This is a genomic window from Micromonospora sp. MH33 (genome assembly GCF_003013775.1).
GTDB lineage: Bacteria > Actinomycetota > Actinomycetes > Mycobacteriales > Micromonosporaceae > Micromonospora > Micromonospora fulviviridis.
In genome coordinates, this window is record NZ_MUYZ01000141.1 from 1 (window position 1) to 16,240 (window position 16,240).

Below are 16,240 nucleotides of genomic sequence, written 5' to 3' on the forward strand. Positions count from 1 at the left end.
CCGGGTGGTGCCGGCGCCGGCGCGGCCGGTGCGGCGGCCCCGGTCGCGGACCCGCTGAGCGACCGGGCCGGCGGCGGGGAGCGCCACCGGCCCGGCTCCGGCTCAGGACGGGAGCGTCCACTTCTGGTTGGCGCCGCCGGTGCAGCTCCAGATCTGCGTCTTGGTGCCGTCGGCGGAGGTGTTGCCGGTGACGTCTAGGCACTTGTTCGCCTGCGGGTTCACCAGGTCCCGCCCGGCCGTCCAGGTCCATTGCTGGGCGGCGCTGCCGTTGCAGGTCCACAACTGCACCCGGGTGCCGTCGGCGGTGCCGCCTCCGGCCACGTCGAGGCACTTGCCCAGCGAGCGGAGGGTGCCGTCGGCGGCCCGGGTCCACTGCTGGTTCGCGCCGCCGGTGCAGCTCCAGATCTGTGCCGGCGTGCCGTCGGCGCTGGAGTTGTCGGTGACGTCGAGGCACTTGCCGCCGATGCCGGTGATCGGCCGGTCGGCGTGCCGCCCCCGCCGGACTGGCTGCCGGACCAGGTGAACGTGGCGGTGGTGCGGGCCGGCAGGGTGTAGGTGAAGGACCGCCCGCCCCAGACCATCTTCACCGACTGGGCGGAGCTGCCGCCGTTGTGCGCGAGCAGCGCCTTGGACCCGTCCGGGTTGCGGTACGCGACGTTCTGCACGGTGCCGTTGGCGGTGGAGTCGATCCGCAGCGCCCCGGGCCGGACGAAACTTGGTCAGGTGTCCGGTCGTGTAGTACTCGATGGTGTAGTCGACCTGGCCGGCGCGGGCACCGCCCTCCTGCACGGTGATCAGGCCGGTGCAGGTGCCGCAGCCGCCGTTGTGCGGGCCCATGTACTGGTTGACCGCGAGGCTCCACTTCACCACGCTCCGGCTCCAGTTCCGGGCGTAGTTCACGATGTCGGCCATGTCCTCGTTGTGCTGGTTGGCGATCCAGGTGCCGCCGGAGTGCTCGGTGCTGAACTGCGGCACCGCCGGGTACTGGCCGTGGACCTGGCTGCCGACCGCCGGGTCACCCCAGTAGCCGTGCCAGGCGATGCCGCCGAAGAGCGGGTCGGTGCGCACCGCGCTGTCGGCGAGCAGCCCGGAGCCGATGGTGCTGTAGTCGCCGTAGTTCCAGTCGTGCACCAGCACCTTGGTGGTGAGGGGGCTGAACAGCCTGCGCATCACCTCGTCCCGGGTGGCCGCGCTCACCGGCCCGCCGCTTAGCAGGTACGCGGTAGCCGAGGGGTGGTGGGGGGCACCGGTGCTCCCTTCCGATTCGATCGAAGGTCATGACTGAGAGAATCGTCCCCAACCGCTTATGTCAAGGTATGAAAAAAGTGCCCGCGAGGCTTTCGCGGGCACGCCGACGTGGCCGCCCGGATCGCGTCCGGGCGGCCACGCTGAGCAGCGAATCAGCGCTCCCCGCGCACCCGCCGGACGGTGTCGCGGTACCAGTGCGCGCTGCGCTTCGGCGTGCGCCGCTGGGTGTCGTAGTCCACCCGGACGATGCCGAACCGCTTGTCGTAGCCGTACGCCCACTCGAAGTTGTCCAGCAGCGACCAGGCGAAGTAGCCGCGCACGTCGGCGCCGGCCTGCCGGGCCCGGGCCACCGCCCGCAGGTGCTCGGCCAGGTACGCCACCCGGTCGTCGTCGGCCACGAACCCGTCGGCGTCCGGCTCGTCGCCGAAGGCCGCCCCGTTCTCCGTGATCACCATGGGCACGCCCGGGTAGTCGCGGTGCAGCCGGACCAGCAGCTCGGTGAAGGACTCCGGCACGATCTCCCAGTCCATCGCGGTGCGCGGCAGGTCCCGGCGGATGACCCGGCGCACCGGCCGGCCGTCGTCGTCCCGCTCCCGGCCCTGCTCGTCCACGCCGGAGTGCACCTGCCCGAAGTAGAAGTTCACCCCGAGCACGTCGATCGGCGACGAGATGACCGCCAGGTCGCCCTCCTCGACCGGGATGCGCACCCCCTCGGCGGCCAGGTCGGCCACCACGTCCTGCGGGTAGGCGCCCCGGAACACCGGGTCCAGGTAGAGCCGGTTGCCGAGCCCGTCGGCCGCCCGGGCCGCGTCCCGGTCGGCCGCGCTGTCGGTGGCCGGGTCGGCGGTGGACAGGTTGACGGTCAGGCCCAGCTCGATCGGGGTGGCCGCCGCGGCGCGCAACCGCTGCACCGCCAGCCCGTGACCGAGCAGCAGGTGGTGCGCGGCGGCGATCCCGTCACCCAGGTTGCGCCGGCCCGGGGCGTGGAGGCCGTACGCGTACCCGAGCATCGCCGAGCACCACGGCTCGTTCAGCGTGGTCCAGGTCTTCACCCGGTCGCCGAGGGCGGCGAAGACCAGCTCCGCGTAGTCGGCGAAGCGGTAGGCGGTGTCCCGGTTCGGCCAGCCGCCCGCGTCCTCCAGCTCCTGCGGCAGGTCCCAGTGGTAGAGCGTCACCCACGGGTCGAGCCCGCGGCCGAGCAGCTCGTCCACCAGGCGGTCGTAGAAGGCCAGCCCGGCCGGGTTCGCCGGCCCGCGCCCGCCCGGCTGCACCCGCGGCCACGCCACCGAGAACCGGTACGTGTCCAGCCCCAGGTCGGCGATGAGCGCGACGTCCTCCGGCATCCGGTGGTAGTGGTCGCAGGCCACGTCGCCGTGGTCGCCGTTGGCCACCGCGCCCGGGACGCGGCAGAAGGTGTCCCAGATCGACGGCGTCCGGCCGTCCTCGGCCACCGCGCCCTCGATCTGGTACGACGAGGTCGCCACCCCCCACCGGAAGGTCCGCGGGAGGGTGCCGATCGGGTCGGCCTGCCCGTGCGACGACTCCAGCTCGGCGTGACTGACGCCGCGCGGCGACCTGGAGCCGTCGGTGGTCGGGCGGGTGAGGTCGGTGTCCATGGTTCTCCTCGCGGTAGCGGGTCGTTCGGTCGGACGGAAGGGGGTCAGCGGGGGAGCGGCGTGGCGGCCGGGTGCAGCCAGCAGGCGACGGCCCGGCCCGGGTCGTCGTCGCCGGGCGGGCCCAGCGCCGGCACCTTCTTGTCGCACGGGTCGAACGCTTTCGGACACCGCGGGTGGAACGCGCAGCCCTCCGGCATGGCCCGCAGGTCCGGCGGGGAGCCGGGGATGCCCGTCAGCTCGCGCCGCGGGCCGCGCAGCGCCGGGAAGGAGTGCAGCAACCCCTCGGTGTACGGGTGCAGCGCCCGCCGGTACAGCTGCGCGGCGGGCGCCTCCTCGACGATCCGGCCGCCGTACATGATGGCGATCCGGTCGGAGAACTCGACCAGCAGCGACAGGTCGTGGGTGATGAACAGCACCGCGAAGCCCAGCCGCTCCCGCAGCTCGGCGAGCTGGCCGAGGATCTGCCGCTGCATCACCACGTCCAGCGCGGTCGTCGGCTCGTCCATGATGACCAGCTGCGGCTCCAGGGCCAGCGCCATGGCGATCATCACGCGCTGCCGCATACCGCCGGAGAGCTGGTGCGGGTAGCTGTCCAGCCGGTCGGCGGCGATGCCGACCAGACGCAGCAGGTCCCGGGCCCGGGCCAGCCGGCCCGCCGCCGTGGTCTTCGGCTCGTGCGCCTTGATCACGTCGAGCAGTTGGGTGGAGACCTTGTGCACCGGGTTGAGCGAGTTCATCGCGCCCTGGAAGACGATCGAGGTCTCCGCCCAGCGGAACTGCCGCAGCTGCGCCGGGCTCAGCGTCAGCACGTCCACCGGCGGGCCGTCGACCGGGTGGTAGATCACCTGGCCGCCGCTGACCACGCCGGGCGGCGGCAGCAACCGCGTCAGCCCGTACGCCAGGGTGGACTTGCCGCTGCCGCTCTCGCCGGCCAGCCCCAGCACCTCGCCCCGGTGCAGGGTCAGGTCGACGTCGCGGACGGCGTGCACGGCCGCGTCGCCGAGCCCGTAGTCGACCCGCAGCCCGCGGATCTCCAGCACCGGATCACTCATGGTGCGACCTCCTCTCGGGGGGCCGGCACCGGACGGGCCGGGGCCAGCACGGGGGTGAAGCCGACCCGCATCCGTACGCTGCGGCCGTCGGCGGTGCGGATCCGGGTCTTGCCGGCGCTGCGCAGCCGGGGGCTGACGAACTCGTCGATGCCGAAGTTGATCAGGGCGAGGGCGGTGCCGAGCAGCGCGATGGCCAGCCCGGCCGGGACGAACCACCACCAGGCGCCCTGCGCGAGGGCCTGCTGGCCCTGAGCCCAGAACAGGATGGTGCCCCAGTTCCAGGACGAGATCGACGAGATGCCGATGAAGGCCAGGGTGATCTCCGACATGACCGCGAAGATGACCGTGCCGACGAAGCCGGACGCGATGATCGCGGTGAGGTTCGGCAGGATCTCGAAGAGGATGATCCGCCAGGTCCGCTCGCCGGTCGCCCGGGCCGCCTCGACGTAGTCGCGGCGCCGCAGCGACAACGTCTGGGCGCGCAGCACCCGGGCGCCCCACGCCCACGAGGTGAGACCGATGATGAGCGCCACCAGCGTGTCGCTGGCCTGCTCGACGATCGACGTCACGATGATGATCAGCGGCAGCGCCGGGATGACCAGGAACACGTTGGACAGCGCCGACAGGCCCTCGTCGGCCGCCCCGCCGATGTAGCCGGCGGTCACGCCGATGAGGATGGACAGGATCGTCGCCAGCACGCCGGCGACCAGGCCCACCACCATGACGCTGCGCGCGCCGACCAGGATCTGGCTGAAGATGTCCTGACCGAGGTGGGTGGTGCCGAACCAGTGCCGCAGCGACGGCGCCTGGAGCACGTCGGCGCTGCGCGCGTCCGGGTCGTACGGCGCCACCCACGGCCCGATCACCGCGAAGAGGCAGTAGATGCCCAGGATGACCAGGCCGGTCGCGGCCTTGGCGTTGGCGACGAACCGGAACCGGCGCCGCTTCGCCCGGCCCGGCGCGGCCGACGGCTGGGCCATCGCCCCCTGACCGGGGATGACCTGCTCGATGCTCGACGGTGAGATGGTCATCGCTCAGCTCTTTCGGGTCCGCGGGTCGAGAAGCAGGTACGCGACGTCGGCGAGCAGGTTCGCCACCAGCACGGAGATCGTGATGATCAGGAAGATCCCCTGCATGAGCGGGTAGTCCTTGGCGCCGACGGCCTGGAAGAGCTGGTACCCGAGACCCGGGTAGGAGAAGACGATCTCCACCAGCAGCGTGCCGCCCACGATGAACCCGAGCGACAGCGCGAAGCCCGAGACGTTGGGCAGCAGCGCGTTGCGGGCCGCGTAGCTGAGGGCCACCCGGCGCTCCGACAGCCCCTTCGCGTGGGCGACCGTGATGTAGTCCTCCGACGAGACCGTGACCATCATGTTCCGCATGCTGAGGATCCACCCGCTCATCGAGGAGACCAGGATGGTCGCCGCGGGAAGGATGCTGTGCTGGATCGCGCTCGGGACGAAGTACTGGTCGAACGCCGGCACGAGACCCGGCTCGTAGCCGCCCGAGGACGGGAAGAAGCTCCCCGGCCCGGCGAACAGCGCGATGGCGACGAGGCCCAACCAGAAGTACGGGATCGAGGACAGGAACGTGGTGGCCGGCAGCAGCCCGTCGACCCAGGAGCCGCGCCGCCAGCCGGCGCCGACGCCGAGCGCGGTGCCGAGCAGGAAGCTGATGATCGTGGTGATGCCGACCAGGCCGACCGTCCACGGCAGGCTGTCGCCGATCACCGTCGACACCGGCGCCGGGAAGAAGGTGAACGACAGGCCCAGGTCACCGTGGAGGAGCTGACCCCAGTAGTCGAGGTACTGCTCCCAGACGTTCTCGTTCGCGTCCAGCCCGAACAGCACGCGCAGCGACTCGATGGCGTCGGCGCTGATCCGGCCCTGGTTGCGCGAGATGAGCGACTGCACCGGGTCGCCCGGGACCAGCCGCGGGATGAAGAAGTTGAGCGTGATGGCCGCCCACGCCGTGAACAGGTAGAAGGCCGTGCGCTGCAGGAGGAATCTCATCGTGCCTCCCCGAGGGTGGCGGTGTCGTCCCGCTCGACCGCCGCCGGGGGCGGTGGCACGGCCGGGTCGGCGTCGGGCGCGGCGGAGCCGGGGGCGTCGGCGGCGACGGTGGCCGGGTCGTAGAGCCAGCAGGCCGCCCAGTGGCCGGGCCGGTCGCCGATGTCCAGGCGCGGCGGCAGGTCGGTCGTGCAGCGCCGCATGGCGTGCGGGCAGCGGGGGTGGAACCGGCAGCCGGCGGGCGGGGCGATCAGGCTCGGCGGCTCGCCCTGACCGCGGTCCTTCCCGGCGGCCGTGTCGACGCCGGCGCCGTCGCCGGTGATGCGCTCGGGATCGGGCGCCGAATCGGTGAGCAGTCGGGTGTACGGGTGGGCCGGGTTCTGGGTGACGGTCTCGCTGTCGCCGCACTCGACCATCCGGCCCGCGTACATCACGATCGTCTCGTCGGCGAAGTAGCGGGCCGAGGCGATGTCGTGCGTGATGTAGAGGATGGCGATGTTCAGCCGGTCCTTGAGGTCCTGCAGCAGGTTGAGCACGCCGAGCCGGATCGACACGTCGAGCATCGAGACCGGCTCGTCGGCGAGGAGCACCTCCGGGTCGGCGCCGAGCGCCCGGGCGATGGCGACGCGCTGCCGTTGGCCACCGGAGAGTTCGTGCGGGAAGGCGTCCAGATAGCGCTCGGGCGGAGTGAGGCTGACCCGGGTGAGCAGCTTGCCGAGGGCCTGCTCCAGGTCCTCGGCGCCGCGCCCGGCGTTGCCGTGGATCCGCAGCGAACGGGTGAGGTGGTAGCGGACGGTGTGCACCGGGTTCAACGACGCGAACGGGTCCTGCAGGATCAGTTGGACCCGCCGCACGTACGACCGGAACGGACGGCCGCCGCGCACCCTGGTCGACGTGCCGTGCAGGCGGAGGTCGCCGGCGGTGCGGGGGTAGATCTGGGCCAGCAGCCGGGCCACCGTGGACTTGCCGGAGCCGGATTCCCCGACCAGCGCGGTCACCCGGCCGCGACGCAGCGCGAACGATACGTCGTCGACGGCGTGCACGACGGCCGGCGTCCGGGAGAAGGGGTCACGCAGCCGCCTGCGGACGGGGAAGTGCTTGGTCAGGCCGACCGCCTCCAGCACCACCTCGTCGACCGGCGCCGCCGCGCTCTCGCTCAACGTCATGCCGAGTTCCTGTCTCACGTGGGGGTGCGCCTCCCCGGCCGGCAGCCGGCCGGGGAGGCGGTGGGCGAGGTCAGCCGTTGGCGGGCTTGAGGTGCAGGACCACGTCCAGTGCGTTGGGCTGGGTGGGCTGCATCGCGCCGTACGGGTTCGAGTCGTCCGGCCAGCCGGTCCAGTTCTTCGTGCTGTACGCGCCGCCGATGTTGTCCGCGCCGACCGGGATCATCGGCATCTGCTCCACGAAGATCTTCTGGAGCGTGTTCATGGCGGCGGTGCGGGCCGCCTCGTCGGTGGCGTTCGCGTAGGCGACCAGGGCGTCGGTCGCCTCCTTGTTGTTGAAGCGGCCGAAGTTGCCCGCGGGGGAGGCGGTGCCGATCGGCTTGAGCTGCCGGCCGTCCATGATGGTCCGGTAGATGTCGTACGGCGTGGCGCCGCCCTCGGTCCACCGGAAGGTCGCCTCGAAGTTGCCCTGCTCGACGTTGCGGAACCAGGCGTCCTGGTTGGCCTTGTCGATCGTCGCGGCGATTCCGATCTTCGACAGGTTGTCCTTCACGATCTCCAGGCTGGTCTGGTAGTCGGACCACCCGGCCGGGTCGGTCAACTTGACCGTGACGGCCTTGCCGCTCTTGTCCTTGAGGGTGTTGCCCTCGAGCTTGTAGCCGGCGCCGGTGAGCAGTGCCTTGGCGCCGTCGACGTCGACCTTGTGCTCCTGGCCCTTGAAATCCGGCGCGACGAACGAGTCACCGGCCGGGCTGGGCAGACCGGTCACGCTCTTCACCTGCGGGTGGAAGTAGCCGGCCTCCGCCGTGGTGAAGATGTCGGCGCGGTCGATGACCATGTTCATGGCGCGGCGCAGCGCCGGGTCGTCGAACGGCTTCTTCGTGGTGTTGAGGTAGAGGCCGTGGATGCCCAGGATCGCCGGCGCCCACACCTTGTGGTGCTCCTGGTCCTTGGCCACGAAGACGGCCTGGTAGTTGGGGATGAAGACGAAGCTCCACTCCGACTCGCCGTTGGCCAGGGCGGTGGTCTGCGCGCTGTTGTCCGTGTAGGAGGTGTAGCGCAGTTCCTTGACCTTCGGCAGGTCCTGCCAGTAGCCCTTGTCGCGCACCGTCAGGGTCATGCTGGCCGGGGTGAAGGACTTCAGGGTGTACGGGCCGCTGCCGACCGGCTGCTTGACGGCGTCGGTCGTCGGGTCACTGATCTTCTCCCAGATGTGCTTGGGCACGATCGGCACCCGCCACAGCACCTTCTGCTGGTTCACGAACTGCGGGCTGGCCATCTTGATGGTGACCTCGTTGCCGCTGGCGGTCGCATTCGTGTAGGGCACGCCCTGGTCGTTGAGCGCCGGGTACTTCTTGACCAGGTTGTAGGTGAAGGCGACGTCCTCGGCGGTGACCTTCTGTCCGTCCGACCAGGTGGCGTTGTCGCGGACGGTGACCTTCACCGAGGTGTAGTCCGCCGACCACTCGGCCTTGGTCGCCAGCCAGGGCTTGAACGGGTCGGCCGGCTTCACCGGGTTCCACATCATCAGCGGCTCGAAGATCTGCCACCGGTAGCCCAGCGAGGCCGCCGCGGACGTGGTGAGGAACGGGTTGTTGTTCTCGGCCTGCGGGCCGTTCGGCATGCCGATGTTCAGCACCGTGGCCGCCGGGCCGGTCTTCTTGTTGGCGTTCGGGCTGTCGCCGCACGCGGCGACGCCGGTGGCCATCGCGCCGGCCAGCGCGACGGCGAGGAGCTGCCTTCTTCTCATGGAGGTCTCCCTCGGTGCTCCCGCAATCCTCGAGCGGGATGTGGTGGATGGAGGGTGTGCGGTGTTACCACCGGTGGGCGCGGTGCCCGCCGGTGCGGGTGGTGGATACAGCGGTGGAGAGATCAGGTGGCGCTGGTCGAGGCGCGGACGGTGAAACTGGTGGGAATGACGGTCGGGGTGTCGGGCAGCGGCGTGCCGGCGAGGTGGGCGATGAGGGTGCGGGCGGCGGCAGCCCCCATCTCCCGCAACGGCTGGCGCACCGAGCTCAGCGGTGGGTGGGTGTGCCCGGCCAGTGGCAGGTCGTCGAAGCCGACCACCGCCACGTCGTCCGGGACCCGCCGGCCGGCGTCCCGCAGCGCCTGGAGCGCCCCGGCGGCCGAGAGGTCGTTGTGGGCGAAGACGGCGTCGAACGGCACGCCGTCGGCGAGCAGGCGTTCCACCGCGGCCCGCCCGCACTCGAAGGTGAAGTCACCCTCCACGACGAGGGCGGGTTCGATGGGCAGGCCGGCGTCGGCGTAGCCGTCCGCGAAGCCGGCGAGCCGTTCCCGGGTACAGCCGAAGCGGCGCAGGCCGGTGACGACCAGCGGCCGTTTCCGCCCGTGCGCCAGCAGGTGCGCCGCGGCGGCCCGCGCGCCGGACTCGTTGGTGGTACGGACCGACGGGAAGCCCGGCTGGTGGCCGCGGTCGTCGATGAGGATGACCGGCAGGCCACGCTCGTGCAGCTCGGTGATGTAGTCGAGTGTGCCCTCCGGCTCGACCACGAGCAGGCCGTCGAAGGACTTCGCGGAGACCTGGGAGGCGAACCGCCGCATCGACTCGTCGCCGTGGGTGCAGGTGAACAGCAGCATCCCGTACCCCTCGGCCTCGACCACGTCGGCCGCGCCCTGGAGCACCTCGCCCATCCAGGGCCAGGTCAGAGCGGGCACCAGCATGCCGACCACCCGGGTACGCCCGCGGGCCAGGCCGACCGCGCGGGCGCTCGGCACGTAGCCGAGGGCGTTGATGACGGCGCGGACCCGGTCGGCGGTGCGGACGTGCACCTCGCCCTTGCCGTTGAGCACCCGGGAGACCGTCGTCTTGCTCACGCCGGCCCGGGTGGCGACGTCGGCGATGGTGATCGGCACGTGACGCTCCCGGGTCGCAGGGGTGAGGCGGACGTTTCGGAACCGGTTGCGGAAGCGGTTCCGTCGCAGTCAACCGAAGTGGCGACGGTCACGTCAATAACAGGCAGGTAACGAAAAATGGCTAAGTTCGAAACCTGAAAAAAGTGCCTCTGGACAGCGCGGCGATCGGGGGTATGAGCAGCGTCGACAAGTGAGGGACCCGTTCGCTCACGGATCGGACGGGCGCCTACCGTGTGCCGATGACCGAACCGCCGGTGGGGTCAGGCCGGCGGGGTGCGGGCGTAGACGTCGCCCGAGTTCGCCTCGTACGGCAGCCCCCGCAGGTACGCCGCCACCTCGCCCGCCGGCCGCCACCCGGGCAGGGCGAACGCCATCTCGTCGCCGAGCGCGACGGTGAACCCGGTGAAGCCCAGCCCGGTGAGCCGGTCCAGGCAGCGCTCGGCCAGGTCCCGGGCGATGGTGGTGAACTCGAACGACAGTGCCGGCAGTGGCCGGCTCAACCCGGCCAGCACGGCGTCCTCGAAGCCCTCTACGTCGATCTTCACGAAGGCCGGCACGCCGTGCGCCGCGATCAGGGTGTCCAGCGTCGTGCCGGCCACCTCGATCTCGGCGTCCCAGACCTCGTGCGCCCAGCCGCCGGCTCCGTCGGCAGCGCGCAGGAACCCCGCCGACGCGGTCGAGATCGTGGGGTTGGCCGAGTTCACGTGCAGCCGCACCGGCCCGGTACGCGCTCCGCACGCCGCCTCCACCACGGTCACCCCGTCGTCCCCCGCGTACAGGGCGCGCAGGGCCCGGGTGCAGAGCGGCTGCGGCTCGACGGCCACCACCCGGGCGCCCAGCCGCCGGAAGCTGCCGAGCCGGTCGCCCACGTGCGCGCCCAGGTCGAAGACCAGGTCGTCCGGGCGGACCAGGGGGGCGTAGAACGCGTCCATCGCCGCCTCGCGGGCCGGGTCGCCGTAGTACGCCTCCAGGGAGCGGCGTAGGCCCGACATCGTGGGATCTGCCTTGAGTGCCTCGATCACCCCGCTATGACCGCCCACCACTCCGACCGTAGCGGCGCCCGGCCTTTCGTGAGCCCCTTTCGGGTGACCCGCCCCCTCGCCCTCAGCCAGCCTCCTAGGACGCCGTAGGGGGAGTGCGGTGCGCAACCTCGCCTGCTGATGTCTCCCAAAAAATTTCGTGGTGGGATGTCGAGAACCCGGACGCGGCTCCGTCCCCGCGGTGAACACGGCCACGACGGGCCGTACCGCATCGAGGAGAACATGATGGCCAAGTACCTGCTGCTGAAGCACTACCGCGGCGCGCCGGCGGCGGTCAACGACGTGCCGATGGACCAGTGGACGCCGGAGGAGGTCTCGGCGCACCTGCGGTACATGCAGGACTTCGCCGACCGGCTGGAGGGCACCGGCGAGTTCGTTGACGGTCAGGCGCTCTCCCCGGAGGGCACGTTCGTCCGCTACGACGGCGAGGGGCGGCCGCCGGTCACCGATGGCCCGTTCGCGGAGACCAAGGACCTGATCGCCGGCTGGATGGTGATCGACGTCGACACGTACGAGCGGGCGATCGAGCTGGCCGGCGAGTTGTCCGCGGCTCCGGGCGCCGGCGGGAAGCCGATCCACGAATGGCTCGAGGTGCGCCCCTTCCTGACGGCGCACGCGACCGTCACGGAGTGACGCACGGTGGACGAGGTCCTGCTGCGGACCCTCACGCCCACCGTGATCGGGGTCCTCGTCCGTCGCGGAGCTGACTTCGCGGCGGCCGAGGATGCCGTCCAGGACGCCCTGGTCGAGGCCGTGCGCGCGTGGCCGGACGACCCGCCGCGGGACCCCAAGGGCTGGCTGGTCGCCGTGGCCTGGCGCAAGTTCCTCGACGCCGCCCGCGCCGACGCCTCCCGGCGTCGGCGCGAGGTGCGCGTCGAGGTGGAGCCGGCGCCCGGCCCGAGCGAGGTGGCGGACGACACGCTCCAGCTGTACTTCCTGTGCGCGCACCCGTCCCTGACACCAGCTTCGGCGGTCGCGCTGACCCTGCGCGCGGTCGGCGGCCTGACCACCCGTCAGATCGCGCAGGCCTACCTCGTGCCGGAGGCGACCATGGCCCAGCGGATCAGCAGGGCCAAGCGGACCGTCTCGGGCGTCCGGTTCAACGAGCCCGGTGACGTCGCCACAGTGCTGCGCGTGCTCTACCTCGTCTTCAACGAGGGCTACTCCGGCGACGTGGACCTCGCCGCCGAGGCGATCCGGCTCACTCGCCAGCTGGCGGCCAGGACCGACCACGAGGAGGTCGCGGGCCTGCTCGCGCTCATGCTGCTGCACCATGCCCGGCGTGCGGCACGGACCGGCCCCGACGGCCGGCTCGTGCCGCTGGCCGAGCAGGACCGCGGCCGGTGGGACACCGGCCTGATCGCCGAGGGCGTCGACGTGCTCCAGAGAGCCCTCGCCCGCGACCGCCTGGGCGAGTTCCAGGCCCAGGCCGCCATCGCGGCGTTGCACGCCGACGCCCGGACGGTCGAGGAGACCGACTGGGTGCAGATCGTCGAGTGGTACGACGAGCTGGTGCGCCTCACCGACAGCCCGGTGGCCCGCCTCAACCGGGCCGTCGCCGTCGGCGAGGCCGACGGTCCTCGGGCAGGGCTGGCCGCTCTGGCGAGGCTCGACCCGGGCCTGCCCCGGCACGCCGCCGTCGCCGCCTACCTCAGGGAGCGTGACGGCGACCTCGTGGCGGCGGCACGGCTCTACGCCGAAGCTGCCCGGTCGGCGCCCAGCCTCGCCGAACGCGACCACCTCACCCGGCAGGCCGCACGACTCAACGCGCGGCTGCGCGGTTAGCGGCGTGGGCTGCTCACGGCGTTTCGACGACCTCCTGGCCGAGCGGCCAGAGCGCGGCGGGGACGAGCTTGAAGTTGGCCACCCCGAACGGGATGCCGATGATCGTCACGCACAGCGCGACGCCGGCGAGGATGTGGGACAGGGCCAACCACCAGCCGGCCAGCAGCACCCACAGCACGTTGGCCAGCCCGGAGGCGACCCCGGCGCCGGGCTTCGGCACGAGGGTGCGGCCGAAGGGCCACAGCGCGTACGAGGCGAGGCGGAGCGAGGCCACCCCGAACGGGATGGTGATCACGAGCGCGAAGCAGATCAGGGCGGCGACGCCGTAGCCCAGCGCCAGGACGAAACCACCGCCGAAGACGAGCCACAAGACGTTCAACAGGAAGCGAAGCACACTCCCATGGTGGCCACCGCCCGCAAGGTCACCCCGCGGCGGCGGCCTCGCCCGGGCGCCGCCGCCCCTACCCGCCGTCGAGCCGGTGGCGCAGGGCGAGGTGGAGCACCAGCCGCCGGTCGGGGTCGTCGAGGGCCGCGCCGAACAGCTCCCGCAGCCGGCGCATCCGGTAGCGCACGGTCTGCGGGTGGGTGTGCAGGTCCTCGGCCACGGCGACCACCTGCCCCTGCCGGCGCAGCCAGCCGTGCAGCGTCTCGGCCAGGGCTCGGCGGGCGGCCGGCCGCAGGCCGGCCAGCGGGGCGAGGCAGGGGTCGGCGAGGTGGTCGGCCAGCCCCGGTTCCCAGCGCAGCAGCAGGGTGAGCAGCTGCTCGTCCCCGGTCACCGGGTCGGCCGGCAGGACGCCCTCCCGGCGCAGCGCCAGGGCCCGTCCGGAGATCCGGTACGACAGCCGGGCCCGGCCCAGCGCCACGCTCGGCCCGAGCGCCGCCCGCCGCCCGGCGAGAGCCTGGCGGGCCCGGTCGAGCCGCCCCGGGGTGCCCGGGTCGGGCAGCACGATCCGTACCACGTCGTCGATGACCGTGGCGATCGCGCCGCCGCCGATGGTGCGCCCCAGGTGTTCGGCGTCGCCGCCGTCGACGCTGAGCACGGCGACGGTCCGGGGCAGCGGCCAGCCGGCGGCGTCGGCGGCGGCGCGCAGCGCGGCCTCGGCCGGCGGTTCCGGCTGCACGAGCAGGGTGATCAGCCGCCGCCGGGTGGTGGCCCAGTCCTGCGCGGCATCGCGCTGCTCGTCCAGGTAACCCTCGGCGGCGGCGCCGGCCAGCGCGTCGACGTAGCCGAAGAGCGCGCCGGCGACCACGTACAGGTCGGCGGGGGCGGGACCGGCGGCCGTGGTGTGCGCGACCAGGAACGCCCACATCTCGCGGCCGCCGAGGGTGAGCACGGCGCGCAGCGCGTCGACCTGGTGCCCCTCCCGGTACTCGGTGCGGCCCAGCGCGTGGAAGACCGCCCGGGTGGCGGCCAGGTCGCGGGCCGGCTCGGCGACCGCGTCGACGAAGGCGTCCACGGCGGTACGCACGCCGAGGGCCAGCCCGCGCCCCTGCCCGCCGGTGAGCGAGCGGCCCTGCGCCCGCATGGCGGCGCGGACGGTCTCCAGGATCCGCCCGTGCAGCGGGGCGCGCAGGCCGCGTAGCTGCTCGCCGACCGCCGGCGCGAGGTGGGCCAGGCCGGGCTCGATGTCGAGCAGCGTGTCGGCCATCGTCGGCTCCTTTTGTCATCGCGGTGACAAACGAGGTGGCGGATCTCGCACGCCCCGAGCAAGGATTTTGGCATCCGGCTACGTACGGTCGGTGCCGTGGATACCGATGTGATCGTGGTCGGCGCGGGCCTTGCCGGGCTGGTCGCCGCCGCCGAGGCCGCTGATGCCGGCCGCCGGGTGCTGCTGCTGGACCAGGAGCCGGAGCAGAACCTCGGCGGGCAGGCGTGGTGGTCGTTCGGCGGGCTGTTCCTGGTCGACTCGCCGGAGCAGCGGCGGATGGGCATCCGGGACTCGGTGGAGCTGGCCTGGCAGGACTGGACCGGCAGCGCCGCCTTCGACCGTCCCGAGGACCACTGGCCGCGCCGGTGGGCGGAGGCGTACGTGCACTTCGCGGCCGGCGAGAAGCGGGCCTGGCTGCGGGGCATGGGCCACCGGGTCTTCCCGGTGGTGAGCTGGGCCGAGCGGGGCGGGGGAGCGGCGCACGGGCACGGTAACTCGGTGCCCCGGTTCCACGTCACCTGGGGCACCGGCCCCGGCGTGGTCGAGCCGTTCGCCCGGCGGGTCCGCGCCGCCGCCGAGCAGGGCCGGATCCGGCTGCTGTTCCGGCACCGGGTCGACGAACTGGTCACCAGCGGTGGCGTGGTCACCGGCGTGCGGGGCGCGGTGCTCGCCCCCGACGACGCCCCGCGCGGCCGACCCACCTCCCGGACGGTGGTCGGCGACTTCGCGTACGGGGCGCAGGCCGTGATCGTCACCTCGGGCGGGATCGGCGGCGACCACGACCTCGTCCGGCGGGCCTGGCCGGCGCGGCTCGGCACCCCGCCGGCCCGGATGGTCACCGGGGTGCCCGCGTACGTCGACGGGCGCATGCTGGCCGTCACCGAGACGGCCGGCGGCCAGGTGATCAATCCCGACCGGATGTGGCACTACACCGAGGGGCTGCGCAACTGGGACCCGGTCTGGCCGGGGCACGGCATCCGGATCCTGCCCGGACCGTCCTCGCTCTGGCTCGACGCGACCGGCGAGCGGCTGCCCGCGCCGCTCTTCCCCGGCTTCGACACCCTCGCCACCCTGCGTCACCTGCGGGCCACCGGGCACGACTACAGCTGGTTCGTGCTCACCCAGAAGATCCTGGAGAAGGAGTTCGCGCTGTCGGGCTCCGAGCAGAACCCGGACCTGACCAACCGCAGCGTGCGGCAGGTGCTCCAGCGGGTCCGACCCGGCGCGCCCGGGCCGGTGGAGGCGTTCAAGCGGCACGGCGCGGACTTCGTCGTCGCCGAGGGCCTGCCGGAGCTGGTCGACGGGATGAACAAGCTGGCCGCCGAGAGCGGCGGGCCGCAGCTCGACGCCCTGGCGCTGCGCCGGGTCGTCGAGGCCCGGGACCGGGAGATCGCCCACCCGTTCGGCAAGGACGCCCAGCTGCACGCCATCCGCGGCGCCCGCCGCTACCGGGGCGACCGGCTGATCCGGGTCGCCACCCCGCACCGGCTGCTCGACCCGGCCGCCGGTCCGCTGATCGCCGTGCAGCTGCACGTGCTGACCCGCAAGACCCTCGGCGGCCTGCACACCGACCTGTCCGGCCGGGTGCTGCGCACCGACGGCGAGCCCCTCGCCGGGGTGTACGCCGCCGGCGAGGTCGCCGGCTTCGGGGGCGGCGGCATGCACGGTTACAACGCCCTGGAGGGCACCTTCCTGGGCGGTTGCCTCTTCTCCGGCCGCACCGCCGGCCGGGCCGCCGCAGCGGCCGTCGGGTAGCGCTCACTGCCCGGCGGCCCGCCGTCGGTTGGCCCGGACGCCGGCGGGC

At 72.7% G+C, this 16,240-nt stretch carries 14 protein-coding genes and 1 pseudogene; 3 read left to right on the plus strand and 12 right to left on the minus strand.

Annotation, left to right across the window (positions count from 1 at the left end):
* Positions 1–102 precede the first annotated feature (102 nt).
* The 10 genes and pseudogenes from B0E53_RS40410 to B0E53_RS20755 form a co-directional block, all read right to left on the minus strand.
* Positions 103–576 carry a lectin gene (locus tag B0E53_RS40410; protein WP_348639669.1) on the minus strand — a complete coding sequence of 158 codons (474 nt, stop codon included), beginning with the start codon at positions 574–576 and terminating at the stop codon, positions 103–105.
* Positions 577–581: 5 nt separating this feature from the next.
* A pseudogene (locus B0E53_RS40415) lies at positions 582–665 on the minus strand (glycoside hydrolase family 30 beta sandwich domain-containing protein); the annotation flags it as partial.
* A gap of 735 nt (positions 666–1,400) precedes the next feature.
* Complete coding sequence (locus B0E53_RS20720; RefSeq protein WP_246835517.1) at positions 1,401–2,864, minus strand: GH1 family beta-glucosidase; 1,464 nt, start codon at positions 2,862–2,864, stop codon at positions 1,401–1,403.
* Between the two features lie 44 nt (positions 2,865–2,908).
* Positions 2,909–3,916, minus strand: a complete 1,008-nt coding sequence (locus B0E53_RS20725; RefSeq protein ID WP_107077584.1) for an ABC transporter ATP-binding protein — start codon at positions 3,914–3,916, stop codon at positions 2,909–2,911.
* Positions 3,913–4,947 (minus strand): ABC transporter permease, encoded by a 1,035-nt coding sequence (locus tag B0E53_RS20730; protein WP_210406156.1) that lies wholly within the window; start codon positions 4,945–4,947, stop codon positions 3,913–3,915. The genes B0E53_RS20725 and B0E53_RS20730 overlap by 4 nt, the downstream gene beginning before the upstream one ends.
* Positions 4,948–4,950: 3 nt before the next feature.
* Positions 4,951–5,928, minus strand: coding sequence for an ABC transporter permease (locus B0E53_RS20735; RefSeq protein ID WP_107077585.1), 978 nt, complete (start codon positions 5,926–5,928; stop codon positions 4,951–4,953).
* On the minus strand, positions 5,925–7,091 hold the full coding sequence (locus B0E53_RS20740) for an ABC transporter ATP-binding protein (RefSeq protein ID WP_107077586.1): 1,167 nt from the start codon (positions 7,089–7,091) through the stop codon (positions 5,925–5,927). The genes B0E53_RS20735 and B0E53_RS20740 overlap by 4 nt, the downstream gene beginning before the upstream one ends.
* A 70-nt stretch (positions 7,092–7,161) precedes the next feature.
* The gene (locus tag B0E53_RS20745; RefSeq protein ID WP_107077587.1) at positions 7,162–8,838 is read right to left on the minus strand and encodes an ABC transporter substrate-binding protein; all 1,677 of its coding nucleotides are present in this window, start codon (positions 8,836–8,838) and stop codon (positions 7,162–7,164) included.
* 122 nt (positions 8,839–8,960) lie between these two features.
* Positions 8,961–9,962: a LacI family DNA-binding transcriptional regulator gene (locus B0E53_RS20750; protein WP_107077588.1), complete on the minus strand. Its 1,002-nt coding sequence runs from the start codon at positions 9,960–9,962 to the stop codon at positions 8,961–8,963.
* Positions 9,963–10,222: 260 nt separating this feature from the next.
* Entirely contained in the window at positions 10,223–10,954 is a 732-nt protein-coding gene (locus B0E53_RS20755; RefSeq protein ID WP_168215379.1) for an FkbM family methyltransferase, read from the minus strand.
* Positions 10,955–11,227: 273 nt separating this feature from the next.
* Between B0E53_RS20755 and B0E53_RS20760 the strand changes: the two genes are divergently transcribed.
* Both B0E53_RS20760 and B0E53_RS20765 read left to right on the plus strand, forming a co-directional pair.
* Positions 11,228–11,635, plus strand: a complete 408-nt coding sequence (locus B0E53_RS20760; RefSeq protein ID WP_107077596.1) for a YciI family protein — start codon at positions 11,228–11,230, stop codon at positions 11,633–11,635.
* A 6-nt stretch (positions 11,636–11,641) separates the two neighbouring features.
* Entirely contained in the window at positions 11,642–12,787 is a 1,146-nt protein-coding gene (locus B0E53_RS20765) for a DUF6596 domain-containing protein (RefSeq protein ID WP_107077590.1), read from the plus strand.
* A 13-nt stretch (positions 12,788–12,800) separates the two neighbouring features.
* Here B0E53_RS20765 and B0E53_RS20770 read toward each other — a convergent pair whose 3' ends face one another.
* Positions 12,801–13,181, minus strand: coding sequence for a YccF domain-containing protein (locus B0E53_RS20770; RefSeq protein ID WP_107077591.1), 381 nt, complete (start codon positions 13,179–13,181; stop codon positions 12,801–12,803).
* A gap of 67 nt (positions 13,182–13,248) precedes the next feature.
* A complete protein-coding gene (locus B0E53_RS20775) occupies positions 13,249–14,436 on the minus strand; it encodes a helix-turn-helix domain-containing protein (protein WP_107077592.1) in 1,188 nt (395 codons plus the stop codon).
* Between the two features lie 96 nt (positions 14,437–14,532).
* Here B0E53_RS20775 and B0E53_RS20780 point away from each other — a divergent pair, with 96 nt between their 5' ends.
* Entirely contained in the window at positions 14,533–16,191 is a 1,659-nt protein-coding gene (locus B0E53_RS20780; protein WP_107077593.1) for an FAD-binding dehydrogenase, read from the plus strand.
* Positions 16,192–16,240: the final 49 nt, after the last annotated feature.

Coding starts and splice junctions, on each gene's coding strand:
- B0E53_RS20775 (WP_107077592.1), bottom strand. CDS start 14,436: ATGGCCGACACGCTGCTCGACATCGAGCCCGGCCTGGCCCACCTCGCG.
- B0E53_RS20735 (WP_107077585.1), bottom strand. CDS start 5,928: ATGAGATTCCTCCTGCAGCGCACGGCCTTCTACCTGTTCACGGCGTGG.
- B0E53_RS20730 (WP_210406156.1), bottom strand. CDS start 4,947: ATGACCATCTCACCGTCGAGCATCGAGCAGGTCATCCCCGGTCAGGGG.
- B0E53_RS20720 (WP_246835517.1), bottom strand. CDS start 2,864: ATGGACACCGACCTCACCCGCCCGACCACCGACGGCTCCAGGTCGCCG.
- B0E53_RS20745 (WP_107077587.1), bottom strand. CDS start 8,838: ATGAGAAGAAGGCAGCTCCTCGCCGTCGCGCTGGCCGGCGCGATGGCC.
- B0E53_RS20740 (WP_107077586.1), bottom strand. CDS start 7,091: ATGACGTTGAGCGAGAGCGCGGCGGCGCCGGTCGACGAGGTGGTGCTG.
- B0E53_RS20755 (WP_168215379.1), bottom strand. CDS start 10,954: ATGTCGGGCCTACGCCGCTCCCTGGAGGCGTACTACGGCGACCCGGCC.
- B0E53_RS20725 (WP_107077584.1), bottom strand. CDS start 3,916: ATGAGTGATCCGGTGCTGGAGATCCGCGGGCTGCGGGTCGACTACGGG.
- B0E53_RS20760 (WP_107077596.1), top strand. CDS start 11,228: ATGGCCAAGTACCTGCTGCTGAAGCACTACCGCGGCGCGCCGGCGGCG.